Origin of the sequence: Dechloromonas sp. ZY10 (genome assembly GCF_041378895.1) — a bacterium.
GTDB lineage: Bacteria > Pseudomonadota > Gammaproteobacteria > Burkholderiales > Rhodocyclaceae > Azonexus > Azonexus aquae.
Genome location: NZ_CP144212.1, coordinates 51,805 through 75,141 on the forward strand (window position 1 = coordinate 51,805; position 23,337 = coordinate 75,141).

Annotated in this window: 29 protein-coding genes; 25 read left to right on the forward strand and 4 right to left on the reverse strand. The window is 56.9% G+C overall.

The annotated features are described in order from the left end of the window. The first annotated feature begins 2 nt into the window (after positions 1 to 2). The 4 genes from atpA to VX159_RS00270 are packed head-to-tail and all read left to right on the forward strand — an operon-like array spanning position 3 to position 4,314. Positions 3 to 1,541 (forward strand): F0F1 ATP synthase subunit alpha, encoded by a 1,539-nt coding sequence (gene atpA / locus VX159_RS00255; protein ID WP_371323997.1) that lies wholly within the window; start codon positions 3 to 5, stop codon positions 1,539 to 1,541. 17 nt (positions 1,542 to 1,558) lie between these two features. Then, positions 1,559 to 2,422 carry a F0F1 ATP synthase subunit gamma gene (atpG, locus tag VX159_RS00260; RefSeq protein WP_371323998.1) on the forward strand — a complete coding sequence of 288 codons (864 nt, stop codon included), beginning with the start codon at positions 1,559 to 1,561 and terminating at the stop codon, positions 2,420 to 2,422. 37 nt (positions 2,423 to 2,459) lie between these two features. Further along, a complete protein-coding gene (gene atpD / locus VX159_RS00265) occupies positions 2,460 to 3,863 on the forward strand; it encodes a F0F1 ATP synthase subunit beta (protein WP_371323999.1) in 1,404 nt (467 codons plus the stop codon). Positions 3,864 to 3,888: 25 nt separating this feature from the next. After that, a complete protein-coding gene (locus tag VX159_RS00270; protein WP_371324000.1) occupies positions 3,889 to 4,314 on the forward strand; it encodes a F0F1 ATP synthase subunit epsilon in 426 nt (141 codons plus the stop codon). 87 nt (positions 4,315 to 4,401) lie between these two features. Here VX159_RS00270 and VX159_RS00275 read toward each other — a convergent pair whose 3' ends face one another. Genes VX159_RS00275 through VX159_RS00285 form a run of 3 tightly spaced genes read right to left on the reverse strand, consistent with a single transcriptional unit; the run spans position 4,402 to position 6,158 of the window. Continuing rightward, on the reverse strand, positions 4,402 to 4,956 hold the full coding sequence (locus VX159_RS00275; protein ID WP_371324001.1) for an SCP2 domain-containing protein: 555 nt from the start codon (positions 4,954 to 4,956) through the stop codon (positions 4,402 to 4,404). A 38-nt stretch (positions 4,957 to 4,994) separates the two neighbouring features. Next, on the reverse strand, positions 4,995 to 5,732 hold the full coding sequence (gene ubiE / locus VX159_RS00280) for a bifunctional demethylmenaquinone methyltransferase/2-methoxy-6-polyprenyl-1,4-benzoquinol methylase UbiE (RefSeq protein WP_371324002.1): 738 nt from the start codon (positions 5,730 to 5,732) through the stop codon (positions 4,995 to 4,997). Positions 5,733 to 5,735: 3 nt separating this feature from the next. Continuing rightward, the gene (locus VX159_RS00285) at positions 5,736 to 6,158 is read right to left on the reverse strand and encodes a gamma-butyrobetaine hydroxylase-like domain-containing protein (RefSeq protein ID WP_371324003.1); all 423 of its coding nucleotides are present in this window, start codon (positions 6,156 to 6,158) and stop codon (positions 5,736 to 5,738) included. 602 nt (positions 6,159 to 6,760) lie between these two features. Between VX159_RS00285 and VX159_RS00290 the strand changes: the two genes are divergently transcribed. From VX159_RS00290 to VX159_RS00340, 11 genes are all read left to right on the forward strand, one after another. Next, positions 6,761 to 8,326, forward strand: coding sequence for a DUF4384 domain-containing protein (locus tag VX159_RS00290; RefSeq protein ID WP_371324004.1), 1,566 nt, complete (start codon positions 6,761 to 6,763; stop codon positions 8,324 to 8,326). Between the two features lie 25 nt (positions 8,327 to 8,351). Next, the gene (locus VX159_RS00295; protein WP_371324005.1) at positions 8,352 to 8,927 is read left to right on the forward strand and encodes a hypothetical protein; all 576 of its coding nucleotides are present in this window, start codon (positions 8,352 to 8,354) and stop codon (positions 8,925 to 8,927) included. Between the two features lie 96 nt (positions 8,928 to 9,023). Further along, positions 9,024 to 9,335 carry a hypothetical protein gene (locus VX159_RS00300; RefSeq protein ID WP_371324006.1) on the forward strand — a complete coding sequence of 104 codons (312 nt, stop codon included), beginning with the start codon at positions 9,024 to 9,026 and terminating at the stop codon, positions 9,333 to 9,335. Continuing rightward, on the forward strand, positions 9,313 to 9,687 hold the full coding sequence (locus VX159_RS00305; RefSeq protein ID WP_371324007.1) for a hypothetical protein: 375 nt from the start codon (positions 9,313 to 9,315) through the stop codon (positions 9,685 to 9,687). The genes VX159_RS00300 and VX159_RS00305 overlap by 23 nt, the downstream gene beginning before the upstream one ends. A 17-nt stretch (positions 9,688 to 9,704) precedes the next feature. Next, entirely contained in the window at positions 9,705 to 10,607 is a 903-nt protein-coding gene (locus tag VX159_RS00310; protein ID WP_371324008.1) for a hypothetical protein, read from the forward strand. Further along, complete coding sequence (locus tag VX159_RS00315; protein WP_371324009.1) at positions 10,604 to 10,906, forward strand: hypothetical protein; 303 nt, start codon at positions 10,604 to 10,606, stop codon at positions 10,904 to 10,906. Before VX159_RS00310 ends, VX159_RS00315 begins: the two co-directional genes overlap by 4 nt. Then, positions 10,893 to 11,198, forward strand: coding sequence for a hypothetical protein (locus tag VX159_RS00320; RefSeq protein WP_371324010.1), 306 nt, complete (start codon positions 10,893 to 10,895; stop codon positions 11,196 to 11,198). Before VX159_RS00315 ends, VX159_RS00320 begins: the two co-directional genes overlap by 14 nt. An 8-nt stretch (positions 11,199 to 11,206) precedes the next feature. Next, positions 11,207 to 11,824 (forward strand): OmpA family protein, encoded by a 618-nt coding sequence (locus VX159_RS00325; RefSeq protein ID WP_371324011.1) that lies wholly within the window; start codon positions 11,207 to 11,209, stop codon positions 11,822 to 11,824. Positions 11,825 to 11,885: 61 nt separating this feature from the next. Then, positions 11,886 to 12,200, forward strand: a complete 315-nt coding sequence (locus tag VX159_RS00330) for a hypothetical protein (RefSeq protein WP_371324012.1) — start codon at positions 11,886 to 11,888, stop codon at positions 12,198 to 12,200. A gap of 54 nt (positions 12,201 to 12,254) precedes the next feature. Beyond that, the gene (locus tag VX159_RS00335; protein WP_371324013.1) at positions 12,255 to 12,596 is read left to right on the forward strand and encodes a hypothetical protein; all 342 of its coding nucleotides are present in this window, start codon (positions 12,255 to 12,257) and stop codon (positions 12,594 to 12,596) included. Between the two features lie 96 nt (positions 12,597 to 12,692). After that, entirely contained in the window at positions 12,693 to 14,303 is a 1,611-nt protein-coding gene (locus VX159_RS00340) for a helicase HerA-like domain-containing protein (protein WP_371324014.1), read from the forward strand. 111 nt (positions 14,304 to 14,414) lie between these two features. On the opposite strand, the gene VX159_RS00345 is transcribed toward VX159_RS00340, so the two are convergent. Continuing rightward, positions 14,415 to 15,353, reverse strand: a complete 939-nt coding sequence (locus VX159_RS00345) for a LysR substrate-binding domain-containing protein (protein ID WP_371324015.1) — start codon at positions 15,351 to 15,353, stop codon at positions 14,415 to 14,417. A 207-nt stretch (positions 15,354 to 15,560) separates the two neighbouring features. On the opposite strand from VX159_RS00345, the gene VX159_RS00350 reads away from it, so the two are divergent. The 10 genes from VX159_RS00350 (at position 15,561) to ccmI (ending at position 23,335) form a co-directional block, all read left to right on the forward strand. Then, the gene (locus VX159_RS00350; protein WP_371325545.1) at positions 15,561 to 16,508 is read left to right on the forward strand and encodes a cytochrome-c peroxidase; all 948 of its coding nucleotides are present in this window, start codon (positions 15,561 to 15,563) and stop codon (positions 16,506 to 16,508) included. Between the two features lie 144 nt (positions 16,509 to 16,652). Beyond that, entirely contained in the window at positions 16,653 to 17,267 is a 615-nt protein-coding gene (gene ccmA / locus VX159_RS00355; RefSeq protein ID WP_371325546.1) for a cytochrome c biogenesis heme-transporting ATPase CcmA, read from the forward strand. Positions 17,268 to 17,277: 10 nt separating this feature from the next. Further along, positions 17,278 to 17,946 carry a heme exporter protein CcmB gene (ccmB, locus tag VX159_RS00360; protein WP_371324016.1) on the forward strand — a complete coding sequence of 223 codons (669 nt, stop codon included), beginning with the start codon at positions 17,278 to 17,280 and terminating at the stop codon, positions 17,944 to 17,946. Further along, the gene (gene ccmC / locus VX159_RS00365; RefSeq protein ID WP_371324017.1) at positions 17,943 to 18,701 is read left to right on the forward strand and encodes a heme ABC transporter permease CcmC; all 759 of its coding nucleotides are present in this window, start codon (positions 17,943 to 17,945) and stop codon (positions 18,699 to 18,701) included. Before ccmB ends, ccmC begins: the two co-directional genes overlap by 4 nt. Further along, positions 18,698 to 18,886 carry a heme exporter protein CcmD gene (ccmD, locus tag VX159_RS00370; protein ID WP_371324018.1) on the forward strand — a complete coding sequence of 63 codons (189 nt, stop codon included), beginning with the start codon at positions 18,698 to 18,700 and terminating at the stop codon, positions 18,884 to 18,886. The genes ccmC and ccmD overlap by 4 nt, the downstream gene beginning before the upstream one ends. Further along, positions 18,883 to 19,356 carry a cytochrome c maturation protein CcmE gene (ccmE, locus tag VX159_RS00375; protein ID WP_371324019.1) on the forward strand — a complete coding sequence of 158 codons (474 nt, stop codon included), beginning with the start codon at positions 18,883 to 18,885 and terminating at the stop codon, positions 19,354 to 19,356. The genes ccmD and ccmE overlap by 4 nt, the downstream gene beginning before the upstream one ends. Before the next feature lie 82 nt (positions 19,357 to 19,438). Then, entirely contained in the window at positions 19,439 to 21,436 is a 1,998-nt protein-coding gene (locus VX159_RS00380; RefSeq protein ID WP_371324020.1) for a heme lyase CcmF/NrfE family subunit, read from the forward strand. Further along, positions 21,433 to 22,017: a DsbE family thiol:disulfide interchange protein gene (locus VX159_RS00385; protein WP_371324021.1), complete on the forward strand. Its 585-nt coding sequence runs from the start codon at positions 21,433 to 21,435 to the stop codon at positions 22,015 to 22,017. Before VX159_RS00380 ends, VX159_RS00385 begins: the two co-directional genes overlap by 4 nt. After that, entirely contained in the window at positions 22,014 to 22,499 is a 486-nt protein-coding gene (locus VX159_RS00390) for a cytochrome c-type biogenesis protein (RefSeq protein ID WP_371324022.1), read from the forward strand. Before VX159_RS00385 ends, VX159_RS00390 begins: the two co-directional genes overlap by 4 nt. After that, a complete protein-coding gene (gene ccmI, locus VX159_RS00395; RefSeq protein ID WP_371324023.1) occupies positions 22,496 to 23,335 on the forward strand; it encodes a c-type cytochrome biogenesis protein CcmI in 840 nt (279 codons plus the stop codon). The genes VX159_RS00390 and ccmI overlap by 4 nt, the downstream gene beginning before the upstream one ends. Positions 23,336 to 23,337 lie beyond the last annotated feature (2 nt).

Sequence of the window (23,337 nt, forward strand, 5' to 3'; positions counted from 1 at the left end):
TCATGCAGTTGAATCCTTCCGAAATTTCTGAACTGATCAAGAGCAAGATCCAGAACCTGCAAGGCGCATCGGAAGTGCGCACGCAGGGCACCGTGGTTTCCGTCACTGACGGTATCTGCCGCGTGCATGGCTTGCAGGACGTCATGCAAGGTGAAATGCTGGAATTCCCCGGCAACACCATCGGTATGGCGCTTAACCTCGAACGTGACTCCGTCGGCGCCGTTATCCTCGGCGAATACAATCACATTTCCGAAGGCGACGTGGTCAAGACCACCGGTCGCATTCTGGAAGTGCCGGTTGGTCCCGAGTTGCTGGGCCGCGTGGTCAACACTCTCGGCCAGCCGATCGACGGCAAGGGTCCGATCAATGCCAAGGTGACCGACAAGCTGGAAAAGGTTGCCCCGGGCGTGATCTGGCGTCAGTCCGTTTCTCAGCCGGTGCAGACCGGCCTGAAGTGTGTGGACTCCATGGTTCCGGTTGGTCGTGGTCAGCGTGAACTGGTCATCGGTGACCGTCAGACCGGCAAGACCGCTGTTGCTGTCGATGCGATCATCAACCAGAAGGGCAAGAACCTGTTCTGCGTTTATGTCGCCGTCGGTCAAAAGGCTTCCACCATTGCCAACGTCGTGCGCAAGCTCGAAGAGCATGGCGCGCTGGAATACACCATCGTTGTCGCTGCCTCCGCTTCCGAATCCGCCGCGCTGCAGTACCTGGCTCCTTACGCCGGCTGCACCATGGGTGAATACTTCCGTGACCGCGGTCAAGACGCGCTGATCATTTATGATGATCTGACCAAGCAGGCTTGGGGCTACCGTCAGGTTTCCCTGCTGCTGCGTCGTCCGCCGGGTCGTGAAGCTTATCCGGGCGACGTGTTCTATCTCCACTCCCGCCTGCTGGAGCGTGCTGCTCGCGTATCCGCTGACTGGGTCGAGAAGTTCACCAATGGCGAAATCAAGGGCCAGACCGGTTCTCTGACCGCTCTGCCAGTGATCGAAACCCAGGCTGGTGACGTTTCCGCTTTCGTTCCGACCAACGTAATCTCGATTACCGACGGTCAGATCTTCCTGGAAACGGACCTCTTCAACGCCGGTATCCGTCCCGCGATCAACGCCGGTATTTCGGTGTCCCGCGTCGGTGGCGCCGCTCAGACCAAGCTGATCAAGAAGCTCGGTGGTGGTGTTCGTCTGGCTCTCGCCCAGTATCGCGAACTTGCTGCGTTTGCCCAGTTTGCTTCCGATCTCGACGAAGCGACCCGCAAGCAGCTGGAGCGTGGCCGTCTGGTGACCGAACTGATGAAGCAGCCGCAGTACGCTCCGATGAGCATCTCCGAAATGGCCGTTACGCTGTACGCAGCTGACAAGGGCTATTTTGATGATGTCGAAGTCAAGCGTGCTCTCGAATGCGAAAAGGCGATGATCAGCTACCTCAAGGCCAACTGTGCCGACGTCATGAATACCATGGAGTCGTCTGCAGACCTCAGCGCTGACACCGAAAAGGCACTCGCCGCCGGTATCCAGGCCTTCAAGAACACCTGGGCCTGATCAGCTAGGAGAATTGCATGGCTAGCGGTAAGGAAATTCGCAACAAGATCAAGAGCGTAGAAAATACGCGCAAGATCACCAAGGCCATGGAAATGGTGGCCGCATCCAAAATGCGCAAGGCGCAGGACCGGATGCGTGCTGCCCGTCCCTATGGTGAGAAAATCCGTCGCGTTGCAGCTAACCTGTCGCACGCCCTGACCGAATACAAGCATCCGTTCTTGACCAAGCGCGAGCAAGCCAATGTTGGCGTGATCGTCGTGACGTCCGACAAGGGCTTGTGCGGTGGTTTGAACTCCAACCTGTTGCGCCTTCTGGTCAGCAAAATGAAGGAGTTCGATACCCAGGGGCAGAAGCTTCAGGCAACCTGCATCGGCAACAAAGGCTTGGGCTTCATGCAACGCGCTGGCGCCAAGGTCGTTTCGCAAGTGACGGCCCTCGGCGATACGCCGCATCTGGAAAAACTGATCGGGCCGGTCAAGGTGCAACTCGATGCCTATATGAACGGCGAAATCGATGCACTTTATATTGGCTATACCCGCTTCATCAACACGATGAAGCAGGAGCCGGTGTTCGAAAAACTGCTCCCGCTGGCGGGCGAAGACATGAAGTCTGCGCATCAGCCGGGTTGGGACTATGTCTACGAACCCGATGCCAAGGCCGTGATCGACGATCTGCTGATCCGTTATGTTGAAGCTTTGATTTATCAGGCAGTGGCCGAAAACATGGCCTCCGAGCAATCTGCACGTATGGTTGCGATGAAGTCTGCCTCCGATAACGCCAAGAACGTTATCGGTGAATTGAAGCTGGTCTATAACAAGGCCCGTCAGGCCGCGATTACGAAGGAACTTTCGGAAATCGTGAGCGGCGCCGCAGCCGTCTGACGCAAGCGCGAAGCTTTTAATTATTGGGGATTTGAATATGAGTCAAGGTACCATCGTTCAATGTATCGGCGCCGTTGTGGACATCCACTTCCCGCGCGATGCCATGCCGAAGGTCTACGACGCGCTGAAACTCGATGCCTCTGAATCCAATGGCATGGCCGAAGACGGCCTGACCTTTGAGGTTCAGCAGCAATTGGGTGACGGTGTTGTTCGTACCATCGCCATGGGTTCGTCCGACGGCCTGCGCCGTGGGATGAAGGTCAACAATACCGGTGCCGGTATTTCCGTTCCGGTCGGTATGGGCACGCTGGGTCGTATTATGGACGTGCTTGGCCGTCCGATCGACGAAGCTGGCCCGATTGACTGCAACGAGCTGCGTGAAATTCACCAGCCCGCTCCGAAGTTTGACGAACTGTCTTCTTCCGTTGATCTGCTGGAAACCGGCATCAAGGTTATCGACTTGATCTGCCCGTTCGCCAAGGGCGGCAAGGTCGGTCTGTTCGGTGGCGCCGGCGTCGGCAAGACCGTCAACATGATGGAACTGATCAACAACATCGCAAAGCAGCACTCCGGTCTGTCCGTGTTTGCTGGCGTGGGTGAGCGTACCCGTGAAGGTAACGACTTCTACCACGAAATGAAGGACTCCAACGTTCTCGACAAGGTGGCGATGGTGTTCGGTCAGATGAACGAACCCCCAGGCAACCGTCTGCGCGTCGCGCTGACCGGTCTGACCATGGCCGAGCGTTTCCGTGACGACGGTCGTGACATCCTGTTCTTCGTCGACAACATCTACCGTTATACCCTGGCCGGTACCGAAGTGTCCGCGCTGCTGGGCCGTATGCCTTCCGCCGTGGGCTACCAGCCGACGCTGGCTGAAGAAATGGGCCGACTGCAAGAGCGTATCACCTCGACCAAGGTTGGTTCGATCACCTCCATTCAGGCCGTTTACGTGCCTGCCGATGACTTGACCGACCCGTCGCCTGCCACCACCTTCCTGCACCTTGACTCCACGGTCGTGCTGTCGCGTGACATCGCCTCGCTGGGTATCTACCCGGCTGTCGATCCGCTCGACTCCACCTCCCGTCAGCTCGATCCGCAGATCGTTGGTGAAGAGCACTACTCGGTTGCTCGTGCCGTGCAGATGACCCTGCAGCGCTATAAGGAACTGCGTGACATCATCGCGATTCTGGGTATGGACGAACTGTCTCCGGAAGACAAACTCGCTGTGTCCCGTGCGCGTAAGATTCAGCGTTTCCTGTCTCAGCCCTTCCACGTTGCTGAGGTCTTTACCGGATCGCCCGGCAAGTTTGTTCCGCTCAAGGAGACCATCAAGGGCTTCAAGGGCATTTGCGCAGGTGAATACGATCATCTGCCGGAGCAGGCTTTCTACATGGTCGGTGGTATCGAAGAAGCTATCGAAAAGGCTAAGACTCTGCAGTAATGCAGTTTCAGCATAGGAGCCAGCAATGGTAATGACTGTTCATTGTGATGTCGTCAGCGCCGAAGAGTCGATCTTCTCCGGCCTCGTCGAAATCGCGGTGTTCCCCGGCGAAGCCGGGGAGCTTGGCATCCTGCCGAAGCACACCCCGCTTCTGACCCGTATCAAGCCTGGTACCATTCGTTTGAAGGTGCCGGCTCAGGACGAGTTCGAACTGGTGTATGTCTCCGGTGGCATGCTGGAAGTCCAGCCTGATATGGTTACCGTTTTGGCGGATACCGCCATCCGGGCCCATGATCTGGACGAAGCCAAGGCCATGGAAGCCAAGAAGCGTGCCGAAGAGGCTTTGGCAAACCGCCAAGCCGAAATGGATTACGCTGCCGCTGAAGCAGAACTGGCGCAGGCAATTGCCCAGTTGCAGACAATTCAGCGTTTGCGCAAGCATACTCACTGAGTGTCGTGATACGAAAAAAAGGCAACCTTGGGGTTGCCTTTTTTTCGTTATCTGTTTGTATGCCCCTTTGGGAAAACCCTTGCCGACTCAGAGTCGCTCTATCCGTTTTTCCAGGCGTGCCAAGTCATCCCTGAGGGTGCTGACTTTTTCAGTGAATTCACGGACTTCTTCTGCATCGAGAAGATGTCCGGCTTCGTTTACTGCATAGTCGCGGGTATTCGCCCAAGTGCGCTTGGCCGCCTCGCGTAACTGCAATTGAATTGATGTCAAGGCGCGTCCAATACGTCGGGCGGGAACATCGCCAATAAGTTTCGCAATTTCCCCTTCGATGTCCAATTCGAGATTCCGGAAAACAAAACTCAGATCTTCAGCAAAGTCGACATTGCCTTCGATGCGGGTCGAAGAAAAAATGGTTTCCGGTTGGCTAATGAGGCGCAAGGGGGCATCGCTGCCAAGAGTAATGCTGACCGCTGGAGGGGGCTCGTTTCCCACTCCCGCTGCCAGCATTCCTCCCTCGCCGATCTGGACACGAAATTGCACGTTGCCAATGGCAATCAAGCACTGCTTTCCGGCATGTTTGGCCAAGCGTTCGCCAGCCCAACTTTGTTTGGCGATTAAACGGTTGAGCAATGGGAGCAGCAAGTGGAGAAGCATAAGTAGACAGTCTGGCAGGGTGCTGATTAAAACTTGTATCCACGGTGCAAAGCAACAACTCCAAGTGCGAGATTGAAGTACTCAACCTGCTCTAGACCGGCGTTTTCCATCATTGTTTTTAGCTCTTCTTGGCTGGGGTGGACGCGAATCGATTCGGAGAGGTAGCGATAGCTATCCGAATCCCCGGTAACCAGCTGGCCTACCCGGGGAATCACCTGAAAAGAGTAGAAGTCATAAGCCGGGGCCAAAGGCGCCCAGACTTTGGAAAACTCCAGAACCAGCAAACGGCCACCAGGTCGCAACACTCTTCGCATTTCAGCCAAGGCCGCATCCTTGTGGGTCATGTTTCGCAAACCGAAAGCAACGGTAACACAGTCAAACCAGTCGTCAGGAAACGGTAGCTTTTCAGCATCACATTGCGCTACTGGCAAGACATGGCCTTTATCGAGCAAGCGGTCACGCCCACGAGTGAGCATTGCGTTATTGATGTCGGTGAGCCAAACCTGACCGCTTTTACCCACGCGCTTGGAAAATGCCAGCGACAAGTCACCGGTTCCACCGGCAACGTCAAGTACGCGTGAGCCTTCACGCACGCCGCTACGTTGAATCGTGAAGGCTTTCCAGTAACGATGCAGCCCCCCCGACATCAGATCATTCATCAGGTCGTAGCGATTGGCAACCGAGTCGAAGACATCGGCAACCCGTCTTGCCTTTTCATGTTCCGGAACTGTTTCGTAGCCGAAATGGGTGGATTCGTTTTTCATGGCTTAATGGTGTTGACCGCAACCGCTGCTGGTTGGTGGCTGCGTGGTAGTGTCGATATCGCGCGACAAGCCCGCCTTGTCGAGCTGTGTCAAATACTCTTCCCACAATTCGGAATGGTGAACCGCGAGATTGTGTAGTAGGTCCCAAGAATAAAGACCGCTGTCGTGCCCATCGGAGTAAACAAGGCGAAGTGCGTAGGTGCCTACTGGCTCAATTCGCTCGATCAGGACTTGCCGTTTGCCCGTTTGCAGGATTTCCTGCCCGGGTCCGTGACCGCGAGCTTCCGCAGAAGGCGTAAAAACGCGCAAAAACTCAAAATCGAGGCGGTAGGAAAGGCCGCCAGGGTATTCCAACTCAAGTTGGCGCGACTTTTGGTGCAAAGTAATCGCACAAGGGATTGGCGTGTTGGCGTCGATGCCGGCCATGACTATCTCCTGAACAGGGGCGCTAGTTTAGCGTACTCGCGCAGATTGAACAGTGAGATTAGGCAAGGCAATCAGTCAAATGTTCAGATCTGCTGGCTCAGTCCCGACCTCTACGGGGGGAAATCAATAGTGTGCGGACATTCAGCAACGTCTCCATCACGACCTGCCTTGCGTCGATCACGCTGGTTGCATTCTTGACGTGGAATAGATCCGTTTGTCCATCGGTATAACGAACTGCTGCTGCATATACCCTTGGGCTGACGGGCTGTTTGGGGTTATCTCCACCCTCGTTCGGTCCATGTGGGCCTGATCCTGACTGGCGACGGACTCTTGGCATGATATTCCTCTTGAACACGATAGCTTCTATCGTAATCAATTAACGATGACGAAGGAATATATAGAAAGTAATAAAATCAATGATTTTCTCAAGTAGATGCAAGAGGGTATGCAGTTACTTTGAGTTTGTTTCGGTCGGCTGTTTCAATTTAAGCATTGAGCCTGCTTGCGGAACCTTCTGGTTAGGAATAGTGTTCATGCTGAAGAAGTTGCCGCAATAAAATCAAAATGGCGGTAAGCGACATCGATTGGTTAAAGGGGGCGGTATGTCTAAACTGATTCGCGGACTGGCGTCCGCAACCATCTTGTTCAGCGCGGGTTACGCGGGGGCTCAAGGCGACTTTTCAACATGGAGCGATCCTGCTGCAAAGGCGCAGGTTGAGGCCGGGCCAAAAACTCCTGCAATTAAAACTGTCACCAACTTTTCCCAAGCCTTGCGATGCATGGACGAACTGTTCATGGCCTACGGCAAGAACGGCATTGTCGTGACCTCCACCGGTATTCCTGACGAAACCGGCAAAGTCAGGACTGGTACGAAGGAAATGCTGATTACGGCTTTGGCGAAGATGACGGTCAAGAGCAATGCCTTCGAATTCATTGACTTTCATAGTGTGGGTGACGATCTTGGTCAGCTGTTCGCGCGCAAGGGCGATGCCGCGATGAAAGTACCGGATTATTACATCCGCGGCTCGATTACCCAGATGGATGACAATACGATACGGAAGAATCAGGGTTTTGGTTTTGCTGCGGCATTTTTTGATTTTGGTGCATCAAAGGATGTTTCCTATGATGTCATCTCGATGGATATGAGCGTCGGTGATGCCGCATCCCGGAAAATTCTTGCGCAGACAAGCACTGCGAACACAATGGTGATTGTTAAGAGTGGCAAGTCTGCCGAGGCGGGCGGCAAGCTCGGAAAAATCGGGTTTTCCTTCAACCTCGATTTCAGTCGGTCGGAAGGCTTGGGTGCAACGACGCGTGCGTTGTTGGAGTTGGGATTAATTGAGACCCTCGGTAAGTTCACCCAGGTTCCTTATTGGCGCTGTCTTGATGCTGACGTGACCAACCCGGTTATCCGTGAGCAGGCATTGGAGACATACGAAACGTTGAAGGAAAGTGAGCGAATCATGTTTGTCCAGCGCAAGCTTGGGGGAACGATGAATCGCTACAGAGGGCCACTTGACGGGAAAATGAATGAAACCCTCAAGGAGGCCATCCTTGAATACCAGGCTCAGGCTGGCCTCACGGCAGATGGTCGAGTTAACTTTGAGTTGTACGCGAGTTTGCTTGACGATGTGCAGAATGCCCTTGCGGCGGCGCCAACAACACCTCCGGCCCGTCAGGCTGGTATGCCCGCGGTTGTACCGTCTGCCCCTTCGCCGGCACCACAAGTGAGTGCGCCTGTCAGCAGTGTTCCATTCAAGGTTAATTTGGAGAGCGACCGGGGAACTCGTCCTAGTTACAAGCTGGGAGAGTTTCTTAATATGTCGGTGTCGTTAACCGGCGATGGGGCTGTGTATTGTTATTACGAGGATGTCAGCCGCCAGGTAGCGCGAATTTTTCCGAACCAGTTTTTCGGTAGTCCAGTGCTTCGCTCGGGAAGTCTCATCCGTTTGCCGTCCGGAGGATTCAAGATCCGCTTCGACCAGCCAGGGCGTGAACGTGTAGCTTGTTTGGGCGCCGACCGTGAAGTCGTGGTTCCGCAAGCATTTAAAGGGACTCGAGACTTGAGTCCTTTGCCGGTCCGCTCTCTGGACGAAGTGGTCAATGCCTATCGGCAAAGCAATCCGGCTTTGGTGGCGAGTTATCTGGACATTAACGTGACTCGCTGACAAGCCGCCCTTGGGGGAGGGAGAAATGGCGAAAAATGTGTTTTGCCGGGGTTTTCTGGTAATTGCGACTTGCTTGCTGGTGTCTGTGGCCGATGCCAGTGACCGTCTTGGCGAGCCTTTTTTCCTGGCCGAATTGATTGTCGGCCAGGAAAAGCCCGCTCCAGCAAAGCCATCCGGGGCACGTTCCCAGCGGGAGCAGGCTGGCGCATATGCCAGGGACTCTGCAGGTGTGCCCATCGTTATTGATGATGAGGAGGCCGGTTTCTTGTCTCCGCGAGGGGGGGCACCTGCTGAAGAACGGGCTTACGAGGGGCGCTCCAAGGCGAGAAACTATCAGCAAGGAGGGGGGAGCCTCCCAATTGTGGCCTCTCCCGCAGATTCGGTATCTGCAACCAGCGACATGCGTGGGCGGGCGAAGGCTTACACTGGGACAGGCAATGTTCGCGATATCGATCTCAGCAATGTAGGCCGCGATGGTATCCCAATCGTTCCCTGCCAAGAGGTGGATAACGTTTCCGGTCGTATCGGTGACGATAGCGCATCGGGAGCAATTGTTTATCTGGTGCGCCAAGGCAAGCAGATCAAGGTTCGTTGCAAATAATGTTCGCCTGATGTCAACCCTGGGTTTTCCCTTGGCGTTAGTACTACTATAGTGAAGTCGAAACTGACGCGCTCTGATTGACGAGGCTTCTTTGCAATGAAAACTAGAAACTACATATTCGGTTTCGCAACCGTAGTGATATGTTTATTGGCCCATGCGCAAGGCTCCGTCGATGTTACTGCTGGAGGGGTGCGGGTACAGGTTGGCACAGGTAGTGTTGCAAGCAGTGCAGCAGGTGATTTGGGTGCAGATGTTGAAATGGACGGAGTCGCCGTAATTAACGGGAGCGTCTATATTGACGGCCAGAAAATTCCGCGTGGTAAGACGTCTTACGTTTCGAAAAAAACAGGCAAGGCTTATCGCATCCAATGGGGGAGTGACGGCAATGTGGCTGTTGAACAAAAATAGCAACCGGCACTGTAGTTTTGCATTGAGTGTGTTGCTTGTCGGTTTCCTCGAAACGGCGTATGGAGAGATCGTGATTGATTACTCTTCTGTGTCGCCGCCGGCCGGAGGTCCTGTCAGGAGAATGCCAGGCATAGTGGTTTATCCTGGATATCCGCAAACAGAAACCGGGTATCAGATTCAAAGGAGCCACGCATGGCGTTTGAATCGGCAAGGCGATCCACGGAGCGGTTCGCTGCTGGTGTATCCGCCGATGGCTGGTGCAGTTGGGATGCCCGGATCGCAGCGACAGCAGGATGTAAGAACCAACTTGTCGCGGGCGCATGCTTACCGTCTTGATTACTACAAGCGTTAAAAGAACAGGGGAAGAAAATGGGGGCTAGGTCGAACATGCCGGGGGGGCGCCATAGCTGGCTGGCAGTTTGTTTGCTGTTGTTATGGAACTCTGCTTGGTCGCTGGATTTCTTTTCCGGTGATTTTCAGCAAATACTCCGTTCGCGTACCGAAAACCTGACCGTTTGGCAATATGCGGACAATCCCAATATTTACGTATTCGATTTTCCGGGATTGACCTATCAGGGGCGGAGCTTCAACCGTGTTACCCAGTTCACTGAGCAACAATTCAACGAACCTTATCCCAAAGTGTTGAATGATGCTGAGTTGAGTCGGCATGTAGAGGCTGCCCGTCGGACCCAGGCCGATTTTGCATTCGGCCATGACGTCCTGGTTTCGGAGTTGGTGCAGTTTTTCAACTACGCCTTGCGTGACAAGGTGGAACTGAACGCGGACGAGTTGGCGATTCGCGATTTTCTGGTCGAGCAGGGAATGATCCGGATGTGGCGTGGCTTCTATCAAGGGCTGCGACCGAATGTCGTGATTCTGTCGGTGCCTCAGGTGCAAAGTCGCAAAGCCAATGAGCCGATGATTTCGGAGGATGCCCGCTTCGCAATTCTCCTGCATGAGATGGCGCATGGCGAATACTATTCGAATAGTCATTACGCCAAATATTGTCAGAGGTTCTGGTATGAGACCCTCAGTGAGGAACAGCGTGAGCATTTCAAGCGATTCCTGGCAGGTTTTAACTATGCGGTCCAGAACGAGGAACTTGTCATCAACGAGATGCAGGCCTATCTGATGTTTACGCCGGATCCAAAATCGTTCAGTGCGCGTAAGTTGGGGGTTAGCGATGCGGAACTGCAAGCAATCCGCGATGCATTCCGCAAGGGGCGCCCGCCGACCCGTTTGCCACTCACTTTGTCCGGGAGCGCACAGTGAAAATAAATCTCTTGATACTTTTTTCCTTGTGCTTGGGTGCTATGCCATCGTATGCGCAAACCAGCCAGCGGACTCGGGTTCAGGGTAATACTGAAATTACGGCCTCGACCAATAATATGACAGCGGTTGCAACTGGTGAAAATACAGTGGCCAAAAATCGGGTTGGCGTGATTCAGGGCGATGTCAAAAGCAATACGCGCATTAGTGTTTCGGCAGCAAATGTAACGACTATTGCCGGTGGACGTAATAAAAAGGCATGTACCAATATTGGAGGGATTGTCAGCAATGAGTGCAAATAAGCGTATTTTGGGGCTGTGGTTTGCGTTGGTGCTTGTGCCTTTCGGCGCACATGCTGTTCAAGGATTGGGCGCCTCTGGCCAGACCAAAGTTAATAACGCCATGGCGAAGCGTTGGTCCGAGCAACAAAAAGGCCAGAACACTCCAACTCAGGAAAAACGCGTCGTCAATGTGGGTAGCCGTCGCAACAATGATTGCAATGTGAATGTCGGTACCGCACAAGCTGGGCAAGGCGGCCGTCAGCCGAAGGACATCGTCGTGACGACGAAAGAAGTGATCAACGTTTGTAGGTAAGAAAAGCCATGTTTAGCCAGAAAAAATGGAAAGTTGCCCAGTCTTGTATCGCCATTGCGCTGCTGTTTGGAGCAGTGGCTGCGAATGCCTCAACCGAAGAAGAAAAACTCAAGGAACTTGAGAGGGCAATGAATGCTCCGTCCGAGCCAGGGATGGCCAAGCCAAAGCCACGGACCCGTGCAATTGTCTTTGATAATCAGCCGGGGGGGATGGAGGCTGCTGCTCCGTCGGCAACTGCTGCAGCGGCTCCGGTGGCCCGAGATTGCTACGGTTTGCCACCTGATGTGCGCTCGACTGGTGTTGATTTTCCGATTCAGTTCAATGTTGGCAGTGCGGTCATTTCTCCAGCCTCCGAGAGCACGCTTAATCTGATTGCCAAATCGCTGGCGCTGAATGAGCGCTGCATTATCGTTGAAGGGCATACCGATGCCAGTGGTAACTATGATCGGAATTTGCAGCTTTCCCGTGAACGGGCCGAGTCGGTGATCAATTTCCTGACTTCACGAAGTGGCATCGATCGCAAGCGCTTGGTCCCGGTTGGCAAGGGCTCTAGTGATCCGCTCAAAAACCTGGATTCTCGCGATTCGAAGAATCGGCGTGTTGTTTTCAAGGTGGTGACCGGTTGATTTCGGCCGCGATCCACTTCTACCAGTAGTACCCATTCAACTGTTACAGGAGACTTATTCCATGCGTCTGATTTCTATGATGATCGCTGCTGCCGTTGTTGCTTCCCCGGTTTTTGCCCAACAGGCTCAGCGTTCTTCCAATCCGCAGGGTGTCCAGATTCAAGGTAACACCAACATCGCTGCCGAAAACAAGAACGTTGCTGCAGTTGCGGTTGGCGAAGGTAACGAAGCCAAGAACACCACCGGTGCGATCAAGGGTGGTACCCAGATTCAGGGTAATACCAACATCAAGGCTTCGCAAAAGAACGCAGTGGCTGTTGCTGTCGGCAAGAACAATTCTGCAGCAAACGAAGCTGGCGTGATTGGCGGCAAGTAATCGGCTTGCCCCTGCTGTTGAATTAAATTTCGAATCAAAACAAGGAGATATACAATGCGCATGCAAATCGCTATCGCTGCTCTGGCTACCGCCGTGATTTCTACCGCCGCATTCGGCCAGGCTTCCCAAGCCAGCCCGAAGGGTGCCATGTCCTCGCCGAACGCACAGGGCGTTCAGATTCAGGGCAATACCAACATTACTGCTGAGAACAAGAACGTTGCTGCTGTTGCAGTTGGCGAAGGTAACACCGCCAAGAACACCACCGGTGCAATCAAGGGCGGCACCCAGATCCAGGGCAACACCAACATCAAGGCTTCGCAAAAGAACGCTACCGCAGTTGCCGTTGGTAAGAACAATACCGCCGCCAACGAGGCTGGCGTGATCGGCGGCAAGTAATTCGCTGTCCGTAGCTTGGCGGCTAACGCCAAAGCAGGTAAAAATCAGGGCTGCCGGGTTTTCCCGGCAGCCCTTTTTTTCTGATGAGCCCGAACCATGAGCGAACCCTTGTATCTTGCCAAATCGGCCAGCGGTTATCCCGCCTTGTTGCCACGCATGGCCAATCGTCACGGCCTGGTTACCGGTGCCACCGGTACCGGCAAAACGGTGACCCTGCAAGCTTTGGCTGAGCGCTTGTCGTATGCCGGAATCCCGGTTTTCATGGCCGACGTGAAAGGTGATCTTTCCGGGATTGGTGCGGCTGGTGAACTGACTCCTCGCCTGCAGCAGCGAATCTGCGAACTTGGTCTTGAGGGCTTTCAGCCATTTGCCAATCCGGTCGCCTGCTGGGATGTATTTGGCGCACAAGGGGTGCCGGTACGGGCCACCATCTCGGATTTGGGACCTTTGCTGCTGGCCCGTCTGCTCGGATTGAATGAAACTCAGACCGGTGTCCTGCAATTGGTCTTCCGCATCGCCGATGATGAGGGCTTGCTGCTACTCGATCTCAAGGATTTGCGGGCGATCGTGCAGCATGTCGGCGACCATGCTAAGGATTACAAAACTGAATACGGGAATGTGTCGACGGCCTCTATCGGAGCCATTCAGCGCGGTCTATTGACGTTGGAGGAGCAAGGGGGGGATTGCTTCTTTGGCGAGCCGATGCTTGATATTCATGACCTGATGCAATGCGATGCCAACGGACGCGGTGTCGTCAACATTCTGGCTGCAGAAAAACTGATCCATACGCCGGCGCTGTATTCGACGTTCCTGCTCTGGTTGCTTGCCGAATTGTTTGAACAATTGCCGGAAGCCGGTGATCTCGACAAGCCCAAGCTGGTTTTCTTTTTCGATGAAGCCCATCTGTTGTTTGCAGATGCGCCGCAGGCGCTGATCGACAAAGTCGAGCAGGTGGTGCGGTTGATCCGTTCGAAGGGGGTTGGGGTCTTTTTCGTGACGCAAAATCCGCTGGATGTGCCGGAGAAGATTCTTGGGCAACTGGGTAACCGGGTGCAACATGCCTTGCGTGCGTTCACCCCGCGTGATCAGAAAGCAGTCCAGTCTGCGGCTCAAACGATGCGTGCCAATCCTGCATTTGATGCAGCCAAGGCGATAACTGAGCTGGGGGTGGGCGAAGCGCTGATTTCCTGTCTCGATGAACAGGGGCGCCCCAATGTGGTGGAGCGTGGCCTGATTTTTCCGCCGGCATCGCGATTGGGGCCGCTGACTACGGATGAGCGGCTGGGATTGATTCACGGCTCGCCGTTGCAAGAGCGATACGGGCAGGCGATTGATCGCGAGTCGGCTTACGAGATTCTCAAGGGGCAGCCGGCTACGGTGCCGGCCGGTGTCTCGCCGCGTCCTGGTGCGATTCCGGCGCCGGCAGCTCCGGCAGGGCGCTCAGCCGGCTATCGAACCACGTCCGCAACTGCTCCGGCCCAACATCCGGTCGAAGCTCCGGCTGGAGCGGAGAGCGGCGGTGGTTTGCTGGGGGGGCTGGGCGAGTTGCTTGGCGGCAGTACCGGGCCGCGCGGCGGTCGTCGTGAAGGGGTGCTGGAAGCAGCTGCCAAAAGCGCCGTACGTGGTATTGCCGGAACGGTTGGGCGGGAATTGGGGAAACAGATTCTGCGCGGAGTGCTGGGTTCTATCCTCGGCGGGCGCCGTTAACGCCGCCTTGAGCGTAATACGGGGGATGGCGCCAAGCCTGCTTTGGCGTCGGCTTCTCTGGCAAGGCAAAAACCGGTTTTTCACGGTCGACCGTGGCATATGGCCAATTTCTCAGGCATCTGCGGTACCAAGGCCGCGTATCAAACCCGGTTGCATCCGGTAGGCCGGGTTATCTATCCGCGATAGCGCCAGCAGCAATGCATCGATGGCTTTCGGGCGGACAAAGCCGGTCCGCCAGGCAAGTGCAATGCGGCGAGCAGGGGATGGACCGATAAACGGGATCACGCTGAGCAGCTCATTGCTGTAAGGATGGGTAAGTGCTCCCTCGGGCAGGACCGAGATTCCCAGACCAGAGGCAACCATGCTGCGAATGGTGCCGATCGAGTGCCCCAGGCGGACGCCGCTCTCCGGGCTGCTGACCTGCGGGCAGGCTCCAAGAACCTGGTCGCGAAAACAGTTGCCGGCCTTCAGCAGCAGCACTTCTGCCCCGGTCACTTCTTCCGGACTCATGCTGGTGCGTTGCTCCCAAGGGTGGCCGCGTGGCACGATAATCTTGAAATCTTCATCGTAAATCGCGCGGGTAACCACCCCATTCTGCTCAAACGGCAACGCAATCACCAAAACATCCAGCTCGTTGTCGTTCAGCATTTCCGCCAGGTTGGCGGTCATGTTTTCTTCGATTGCCAGTGGCATGGCCGGCGCAACGGGCCGCAACGCACAGATCAATTGCGGCAACAAGTAAGGGGCAATAGTGTGGATGATGCCCAGGCGCAGCGGCCCGGCCAGTTGATCACGCCCGTAGTGCGCCAGCTGACGCACCTTGTCGGCCTCCAGCAGTGCCTGGCGGGCTTGTTCGACGATGCGGGTGCCAACATCGGTGGGGCTGACAAAGCCCTTCCCGCGTTCAAACAACAGCACCCCAAGCTCATCTTCAAGGCGTGCGATGGCGACGCTGAGCGTCGGCTGGCTGACTGAGCAACGTTCAGCCGCACGGCTGAAACTGCCTTCCTGGGCCAAGGCAATGATGTAACGGAATTCGGTCAAGGTCATGGCCGCATTCTATCAATAGTAAAAACCCCTTGGTTTATAGGGAAAAGCTATGTGATTGATAGCTAAAGCTCATGTAAATCATTGACTTAAGTCAATATGAACTGGGCGGCTGTGCCGACAATGTGCGGGCCGTTGCATTTTATTCACAGGGAGATTTCCATGAATGCCCGCATTTTTTCCTTATCCTTCGCTTTGTTAGCACTGCCGATGGCAGCGAGTCATGCTGCCGAACCGATTCAGCCAATCAAGTCAGCCCAGGTGGCTAATCCTGCCTTGGTCGAGCTGGGCAAAAAACTGTATTTTGACCCCCGTCTGTCGAAATCCGGCTTCATTTCCTGCAATTCCTGTCACAACCTGTCGATGGGCGGAACCGACAATATCAAAACTTCGATCGGTCATAACTGGCAGGAAGGGCCGATCAACGCTCCGACAGTGCTTAATTCCAGTCTGAATCTGGCGCAATTCTGGGATGGCAGGGCGGCCGATCTCAAGGAGCAGGCTGGTGGCCCGATTGCCAACCCGGGCGAGATGGCTTTTACCCATTCGCTGGCGATTAATGTCCTGCAGTCGATTCCCGGCTATGTGGCGGAATTCCGGAAGGCTTTTGGTAACGATCAGATTGATATCGACAAGGTCACCAAGGCGATTGCCGCTTTCGAGGAGACTCTGGTGACCCCCGATTCGCGCTTTGATCAATGGCTCAAGGGGAACAAGAAAGCCTTGAGCAAGAATGAGCTGGAAGGCTACCAGCTGTTCAAGTCCAGCGGTTGTGTGGCTTGCCACAACGGTCCGGCCGTTGGCGGCAATTCCTTCCAGAAAATGGGGGTGGTCGAGCCTTACAAGGCATCCAGCCCGGCAGAAGGGCGTTCTGCCGTGACCGGCAAGGATGCCGACCGTTTCAACTTCAAGGTGCCCACCTTGCGCAATGTTGAACTGACCTACCCCTACTTCCACGACGGTGCGGCCAATACATTGCCGGAAGCAGTCGATGTGATGGGGCGATTGCAGCTGGGCAAGAAGTTCACGGCTGAAGAAAATGCCAAGATCGTCGCCTTCCTCAAGACCCTGACCGGAACTCAACCCAATTTCAAGTTGCCGATCCTGCCGCCATCGGCCGATGGCACACCGCGTCCGACACCCTTCGAGCGCAAGTAGGCCAGAGTCCGGTCAGTCGGGAAATCGAGGGGCGTAGTCCCCCTTTTTCCCTTTCTCTAGTTTGATGATCATCAATCTGCCGCTAAACTTGCGCGTTCATAATCTGCCGCGCCATGCTTCTTGAACCCTTCTTCTTCTCCGCCGATGCTCGCTGCTGAACAACTGGCCTGCGTGCGCGGTGAGCGTCGCCTGTTTGCCGATGTCGGATTCCGTCTGGCCGGCGGCGAATTGCTCTATCTGCAGGGCCGCAATGGCGCCGGCAAAACCAGCATGCTACGCATGCTGATCGGCCTGCTGCCGCCTGAGGCTGGCCGGATTTTGTGGCAAGGTCGGGATATTCATGAGCAGATCGATGAATATCGCGCCGAGTTGTGCTATCTCGGCCATTACAACGCGATCAAGGAAGAGCTGACACCGCTGGAAAACTTGTTGCTATCGGCTCGTCTTGCCGATGAGGACCTGTCCGAGGACGACGCACTTGATGCGCTGGAGCAGGTCGGTCTTGCCGGCCGCGAGGACCTGGCCTGCAAATATCTGTCGCAAGGTCAGAAGCGGCGTGTCGCACTGGCTCGACTGGTCAAGGAAAAACGGGCGCTCTGGGTGCTCGACGAACCGTTCGTCGCACTTGACGTGGCAGCGGTTGCCTGGCTCGCCGTGATCATTTCGGCGCATCTGCAGCGGGGCGGGCTGGCCGTCATGACGACCCACCAGCCGGTCGACATTCCCGCCGGTACGGTCCGCGAGTTGCGGCTGGGATGAGGGGGCGGGGATGCTGAAAATCATCACTGCAGTGGTCGGTCGCGATTTGAAGCTGGCGATGCGCCGTCAGGCAGATATCGTTTCGGCCTTGTTCTTTTTCATCATCGTTGTCAGTCTGTTTCCGCTTGGCGTCGGACCTGAGCCGGATCTGCTGCGCAAACTGGCTCCCGGCGTGCTGTGGGTGGCAGCACTACTGGCAACGATGCTGTCGTTGCCGCGCCTGTTTGCCGATGACCATCGCGACGGGACGCTGGAGCAACTGGCGCTGGCACCGCATCCGCTGGGCCTGGCGGTAACCGGCAAGGTTCTCGCCCACTGGCTGGTTTCGGGCCTGCCCCTGGCTTTGCTGGCACCGGTTTTGGGCATCCAGTTCGATTTGTCTACCGATGCATTGCTGGTTCTGACCGGCAGCCTCTTGCTCGGCACCCCGGCGCTGTCCGGGATCGGTGCCATTGGTGCGGCATTAACCCTCGGCCTGCGCGGTGGCGGCATCCTGCTTTCCCTGCTGGTTCTACCTTTGTACATCCCGGTGCTAATATTCGGCGCTGGCGCGGTTGACGCGACGGTGGCCGGACTCGGGGGGGAAGGCCACCTTTCCCTGCTCGCCGCTCTGACTTTTGCCGCTCTCGGCTTTGCCCCCTGGGCATCGGCCGCCGCCTTGAAGATCGCCCTCGAATGAAAGATCGCTTCAATCTCTACCGTTTCGCCTCGCCAGCGACCTTCTATCCGCTCGCCGGTCGGATGATTCCATGGTTTTCGGCGTTGGCCATCCTTTTTGGCCTGGCCGGGCTTTATCTCGGAATGCTGGTCGCGCCGACCGACTTCCAGCAGGGCGAAGGCTACCGGATCATCTTCATCCACGTCCCGGCGTCATGGATGTCGATGTTCATTTACCTGGTAATGGCTTTCTGGGCCGCCATCGGCCTCGCCTTCAACACCCGGTTGTCAGGGATGATGGCGCAGGCCCTGGCGCCCACCGGTGCGCTGATGGCCTTCCTCTCGTTGTGGACCGGGGCGTTGTGGGGCAAGCCGATGTGGGGCACCTGGTGGGTCTGGGATGCTCGTCTGACCTCGGAACTGATCCTGCTCTTCCTCTACATCGGTTACATGGCGCTGGTTGCCGCGATCGACGACCCGCGCCGTGCCGACAAGGCCGGCGGCCTGCTGCTGCTGGTCGGCGTGGTCAACATCCCGATCATCTATTTCTCGGTGCAGTGGTGGAACACCCTGCACCAGGGTTCGAGCGTCAACCTGACCAAGTCGTCGATGGCCGTGACCATGCTCTGGGGCATGCTGCTGATGGCTTTCTGCTTCTGGTCTTACGCAATTGCCGTTGCCCTTGCCCGGGTCCGCAGCATCCTGCTCGAACGCGAACGTCACACCGACTGGGTCAAGGCGGAACTGCTCGGTAGCCGCGACGGAGAACACGCATGATCTACTGGAACAGTTTTGGCGATTTCATCGCCATGGGCGGCTATGGTTTCTACGTCTGGGGTTCGTTCGGTCTGACGGTGGCAATCATGGCGGTCGAGCCGGTGCTGGTCGGCCGCCGGTTGAAAAACACGCAGGCCCGTTTGCGGCGCCAATTGCGTGCCGAATCGAGGAAGGAAACTGCATGAAATCCCGTCACAAGAAACTGGCACTGATCGGCGGCGCGCTGGCGTTGCTCGGCATCATCGCCGCACTGGTGCTCAATGCTCTCAACAGCAATATCGCGCTCTATATTTCGCCGACCGATGTCGCTGCCGGCAAGGCACCGCAGGACAAGCTGTTCCGTATCGGCGGGATGGTCAAGGAAGGCAGCGTCAGCCGCCAGGCCGACGGCGTGACCGTGGCCTTCATCGTCACCGATACCGAGAAGGACATCACGGTTAACTACAAAGGCATCCTTCCCGATTTGTTCAAGGAGGGCAAGGGCGTGGTTGCCCAGGGGCGCCTGACTGCGGATGGCAGTTTCAGTGCGACCGAGGTGCTCGCCAAGCATGATGAAAACTACATGCCGCCGGAGGCTGCCAAGGCGGTTAACGACGCGCATACCCGCGCGGCCGAGAAAAAGGCGGCGGACGGCACTACCAAGCCGGCCAACTGACGTGGCTGCTGCCGCAGCAGTTTCCTGTTTCTGATTCTGGTCGCCGTCTGTCGGCGGCGACCTCACCGAAAGCTGTGCATCGATGATTCCCGAACTAGGCCATTTCGCCCTCATCCTCGCCGCGCTGGTGGCTGTCATTTTCGGCAGCCTGAGCCTGCTCGGCGCCCATCGCAATCAGCAGGCCTGGATTGCGCTGGCGCGTCCCGGAGCCAACTTGCTGGCGTTGCTGGTGACCTTTTCTTTCGCCTGCCTGACTCAGGCTTTCGTGGTCAACGATTTCTCGGTGGTTTATGTCGCACAGCACTCCAATTCGCTGTTGCCTATCGAATACCGCGTCGCCGGCGTCTGGGGCGGTCATGAAGGCTCGCTGCTGTTGTGGATCCTGATGCTGACTTGGTGGGCCTTCGGCGTCGCGCAGTTTTCCCGCCAGTTACCGGATGCGATGGTTGCTCGCGTGCTGGGTACGTTGGGGCTGGTCGGTTTCGGTTTCCTGCTGTTCATTTTGTTTACCTCAAATCCGTTCGAGCGACTGCTGCCGGGTGCAGCCGAAGGCCGCGACCTGAATCCACTGTTGCAGGACCCCGGCCTGGTAATCCACCCCCCGTTGCTTTACATGGGCTATGTCGGCTTCTCGGTGGCCTATGCCTTTGCCGTCGCCGCTCTGCTTTCCGGTGAATTGGATGCCGCCTGGGCACGCTGGTCGCGGCCCTGGACGACGGCGGCCTGGGTTTTCCTGACGCTCGGGATTGCAATGGGTTCGTGGTGGGCGTATTACGAACTCGGCTGGGGCGGCTGGTGGTTCTGGGATCCGGTCGAAAATGCCTCGTTCATGCCCTGGCTGCTCGGTACCGCGCTGATGCATTCGTTGGCGGTCACCGAAAAGCGTGGCAGCTTCAAGAACTGGACCGTCTTGCTGGCAATTTCTGCCTTCTCGCTGTCGCTGCTTGGTACCTTCCTGGTTCGATCCGGGGTGCTGACCTCGGTGCACGCCTTTGCCACCGATCCGCGTCGCGGCATTTTCATCCTGATCTTCCTGGTTGCAGTGATCGGCCTGTCGCTGACGCTATTTGCCTGGCGCGCACCGAAGGTCGGACTGGGTGGCCGCTTCGGCTTGGTTTCGCGCGAATCGATGCTGCTTGCCAACAACGTGCTGCTGGTCGTGGCTTGCGCCACCGTCTTGCTCGGTACCCTCTACCCGTTGCTGATCGATGCTTTGGGGGTGGGCAAGATTTCCGTCGGCCCACCTTATTTCAACGCTGTCTTCGTGCCGGTCATGACGCCGATCCTGTTTCTGGTCGGGGTTGGTCCCTTCGCTCGCTGGAAGGCTGCGTCCTTGCCGGAGTTGCTGCGAATCGGTCGCTGGGCTTTGGCTTGCGGAGTGATTGTTGCGGTTGCAGTGCCACTGGTCTATGGCCAGTGGAAGGCGATGACCGCCCTCGGCCTGTTCTTTGCTGCGTGGATCGTCGTCACCGCGCTGCAGAATTTTGCCGAGCGAGTGCGTCACACCCGTGGCGAGCGCAGTATCGTTGCTGCCGCAGTGGCCCAGCCGAAGAGCTTCATCGGCATGCATCTGGCGCATATCGGCGTCGCCGTCTTCGTCGTCGGCGTGACCATGGTGATGAGCTTCGAGCAGGAGAAGGACGTCAAGATGGCGGCTGGTGAACAGGTGACCGTGGCCGGCTACAGCTTCCGCTTCAACGGCGTGCGTCAGGTTCAGGGCCCGAACTATGTAGCCATGCAGGGTGACTTCGATCTCACGGTCGACGGTCGTTTTGTCCGGAAAATGAACCCGGAGAAGCGCAACTACCATTCATCGGCGATGCCGATGACCGAGGCCGCAATCGATGCCGGCCTGCTGCGCGACGTTTATGTCTCGCTCGGCGAACCGATTGACCGTGACCAGCCGGAAGGGGAGTGGGCGGTGCGGGTCTATTACAAGCCGTTTGTCGACTGGATTTGGGGCGGTTGCGTGCTGATGTCGCTGGGTGGCTTGCTGGCAATGCTTGACCGTCGCTATCGCGTCAAGTCGCGCCGTTCCGATATATCCGCTGCCGCCACCGCAGGAGTGCAAAAAGCATGAATCGTTATTACTGGATCATCGGCGCCTTTGCCGCCCTCGTCGTCCTGCTTGCCGTCGGGCTCAATCTGAACCCGCGCGATGTGCCGTCGCCGCTGGTCGGCAAGCCGGCCCCGGTGTTCAAGCTGGCAGTCCTTGCTGAGCCCGAGAAGACCCTTGGCCCTGAGGATTTTCGTGGCAAGGTCTGGCTACTCAATGTCTGGGCCTCTTGGTGCGTTTCCTGCCGCCAGGAACACCCGGTGCTGGTCGAGTTTTCGAAGAAGGTCGATGTGCCGCTGATCGGCCTCAACTACAAGGAAGTGCGCGGCGACGGCAACTTCGACATGAACAAGATGCCGGCTGATGAAGAGAAGAAGCTGGCGCTGCAGCGGGCCAACAAGTGGCTCTCCGAACATGGCGATCCGTACCGGCTGACGGTGATGGACCTCGACGGCCGCGTCGGCATCGACTACGGCGTCTACGGCGTGCCGGAAACCTACGTGATCGACAAGGCCGGGGTGATCCGGATGAAGCATACCGGCCCGATCACGCCCGACGTGCTGGCCAAGAAGATCATGCCCCTGCTCGCGGAGTTGAATCAATGAAGCGCGTGCTGACTGCCCTGGCTCTGGTTTTTTGCCTGTTTTCGGCGTGGACCGTGAACGCGGCCGACGCCGCGACCGAGGCCGCGCTGGCTGCTGATCCGGTGGCCGAAAAACGCCTGCAGGAACTGTCGGCCGAGTTGCGCTGCCTGGTCTGCCAGAATCAGAACATCGCCGATTCCAACGCCGAACTGGCGCAGGATTTGCGCCGCGAAATCCGCAGCATGATCAAGGACGGCAAGAGCAACGGCGAAATCATCGACTTCATGGTCACCCGCTACGGCGATTTCGTGCTCTACCGGCCACCGGTCAAGGCCAGCACGCTGCTGCTCTGGGGGGGGCCGCTGGTGCTGCTGATCGGCGGCCTGCTGGCGCTGCGCAATTATCTGCGCCGGCGCAGCCTCCGCCTGGCCGATGAAAAGCCGCTGTCGCCCGAGGAAATCCGCCGCGCCGAAGCGCTGCTCAAGGATATTGAACCGAAATGACCCAATTCGCCATTTTCGCGGCGCTGCTGCTTGCCGTCGTTTTTGCCTTCCTGCTGCCGCCGCTGTGGCTGGGGCTGCGTCGCCAGGGTGCGGCCGATCGCAAGGCCGCCAATCTCGCGATCTTCCGCGACCAGTTGGCCGAACTCGAACGCGAGCAAGCTGAAGGCACGCTGGCTGAGGCCGATTACCAGCAGGCGCGTGGCGAGTTGCAAAAACGTTTGCTTGAGGAAGTCGACCGTAGCAATGACGAAGAACTGCCGGCCAGTCACGCACCCACCCGCAAGACGGCGATTGCTTTGCTGCTGAGCTTGCCTCTGCTGGCGCTGGCCGGTTACGCGCTACTCGGCAATCCGCGCGGTCTCGACCCGGCCCAGACCATGGCGCAGCCCAAGATGTCGCCGGAGCAGATCAACGCGATGGTCGAAAAACTGGCCGCCAAGGTCGCTGCCAACCCCGATGACATGCAGGGCTGGCTGATGCTGGCACGCTCTTACAAAGTGCTTGGCCGCTACGAAGAGGCGATCAAGGCCTACGCCCGGGCCGAGAAGGAAATCGCCAAAGACCCCGACCTGCTTGCAAGCTACGCCGAAACCATGGCCATGGCTGGTGGTGATCAGGGCTTGCAGGGCAAGCCGACGCAACTGATTCAACAGGCATTGAAACTCGATCCCAAGCACGGTCACAGCCTGTTCCTGGCGGGCGCTTCGGCGATGGAGCGTGGCGATCGCAAGGCCGCGATCGGCTACTGGGAAGCGTTGCTGCCGCAAGTCGAGCCGGGCTCGGAAATCGACCAGATGCTGCGTAGCGGCATCGACAAGATGAAGGCTGTACAGTAAGC

Excerpts from the sequence above, each read along its gene's own strand:
- VX159_RS00270 (WP_371324000.1), top strand. The coding sequence starts at position 3,889 with ATGGTAATGACTGTTCATTGTGATGTCGTCAGCGCCGAAGAGTCGATC.
- ccmI (WP_371324023.1), top strand. The coding sequence starts at position 22,496 with ATGACCCAATTCGCCATTTTCGCGGCGCTGCTGCTTGCCGTCGTTTTT.
- ccmD (WP_371324018.1), top strand. The coding sequence starts at position 18,698 with ATGATCTACTGGAACAGTTTTGGCGATTTCATCGCCATGGGCGGCTAT.
- VX159_RS00300 (WP_371324006.1), top strand. The coding sequence starts at position 9,024 with ATGAAAACTAGAAACTACATATTCGGTTTCGCAACCGTAGTGATATGT.
- VX159_RS00305 (WP_371324007.1), top strand. The coding sequence starts at position 9,313 with ATGTGGCTGTTGAACAAAAATAGCAACCGGCACTGTAGTTTTGCATTG.
- VX159_RS00345 (WP_371324015.1), bottom strand. The coding sequence starts at position 15,353 with ATGACCTTGACCGAATTCCGTTACATCATTGCCTTGGCCCAGGAAGGC.
- VX159_RS00350 (WP_371325545.1), top strand. The coding sequence starts at position 15,561 with ATGGCAGCGAGTCATGCTGCCGAACCGATTCAGCCAATCAAGTCAGCC.
- ccmE (WP_371324019.1), top strand. The coding sequence starts at position 18,883 with ATGAAATCCCGTCACAAGAAACTGGCACTGATCGGCGGCGCGCTGGCG.
- VX159_RS00330 (WP_371324012.1), top strand. The coding sequence starts at position 11,886 with ATGCGTCTGATTTCTATGATGATCGCTGCTGCCGTTGTTGCTTCCCCG.
- atpA (WP_371323997.1), top strand. The coding sequence starts at position 3 with ATGCAGTTGAATCCTTCCGAAATTTCTGAACTGATCAAGAGCAAGATC.
- VX159_RS00340 (WP_371324014.1), top strand. The coding sequence starts at position 12,693 with ATGAGCGAACCCTTGTATCTTGCCAAATCGGCCAGCGGTTATCCCGCC.
- VX159_RS00290 (WP_371324004.1), top strand. The coding sequence starts at position 6,761 with ATGTCTAAACTGATTCGCGGACTGGCGTCCGCAACCATCTTGTTCAGC.
- VX159_RS00310 (WP_371324008.1), top strand. The coding sequence starts at position 9,705 with ATGGGGGCTAGGTCGAACATGCCGGGGGGGCGCCATAGCTGGCTGGCA.
- ubiE (WP_371324002.1), bottom strand. The coding sequence starts at position 5,732 with ATGAAAAACGAATCCACCCATTTCGGCTACGAAACAGTTCCGGAACAT.
- atpD (WP_371323999.1), top strand. The coding sequence starts at position 2,460 with ATGAGTCAAGGTACCATCGTTCAATGTATCGGCGCCGTTGTGGACATC.
- VX159_RS00320 (WP_371324010.1), top strand. The coding sequence starts at position 10,893 with ATGAGTGCAAATAAGCGTATTTTGGGGCTGTGGTTTGCGTTGGTGCTT.
- VX159_RS00335 (WP_371324013.1), top strand. The coding sequence starts at position 12,255 with ATGCGCATGCAAATCGCTATCGCTGCTCTGGCTACCGCCGTGATTTCT.
- atpG (WP_371323998.1), top strand. The coding sequence starts at position 1,559 with ATGGCTAGCGGTAAGGAAATTCGCAACAAGATCAAGAGCGTAGAAAAT.
- ccmC (WP_371324017.1), top strand. The coding sequence starts at position 17,943 with ATGAAAGATCGCTTCAATCTCTACCGTTTCGCCTCGCCAGCGACCTTC.
- VX159_RS00390 (WP_371324022.1), top strand. The coding sequence starts at position 22,014 with ATGAAGCGCGTGCTGACTGCCCTGGCTCTGGTTTTTTGCCTGTTTTCG.
- VX159_RS00295 (WP_371324005.1), top strand. The coding sequence starts at position 8,352 with ATGGCGAAAAATGTGTTTTGCCGGGGTTTTCTGGTAATTGCGACTTGC.
- ccmB (WP_371324016.1), top strand. The coding sequence starts at position 17,278 with ATGCTGAAAATCATCACTGCAGTGGTCGGTCGCGATTTGAAGCTGGCG.
- VX159_RS00325 (WP_371324011.1), top strand. The coding sequence starts at position 11,207 with ATGTTTAGCCAGAAAAAATGGAAAGTTGCCCAGTCTTGTATCGCCATT.
- VX159_RS00380 (WP_371324020.1), top strand. The coding sequence starts at position 19,439 with ATGATTCCCGAACTAGGCCATTTCGCCCTCATCCTCGCCGCGCTGGTG.
- VX159_RS00385 (WP_371324021.1), top strand. The coding sequence starts at position 21,433 with ATGAATCGTTATTACTGGATCATCGGCGCCTTTGCCGCCCTCGTCGTC.
- VX159_RS00285 (WP_371324003.1), bottom strand. The coding sequence starts at position 6,158 with ATGGCCGGCATCGACGCCAACACGCCAATCCCTTGTGCGATTACTTTG.
- ccmA (WP_371325546.1), top strand. The coding sequence starts at position 16,653 with ATGCTCGCTGCTGAACAACTGGCCTGCGTGCGCGGTGAGCGTCGCCTG.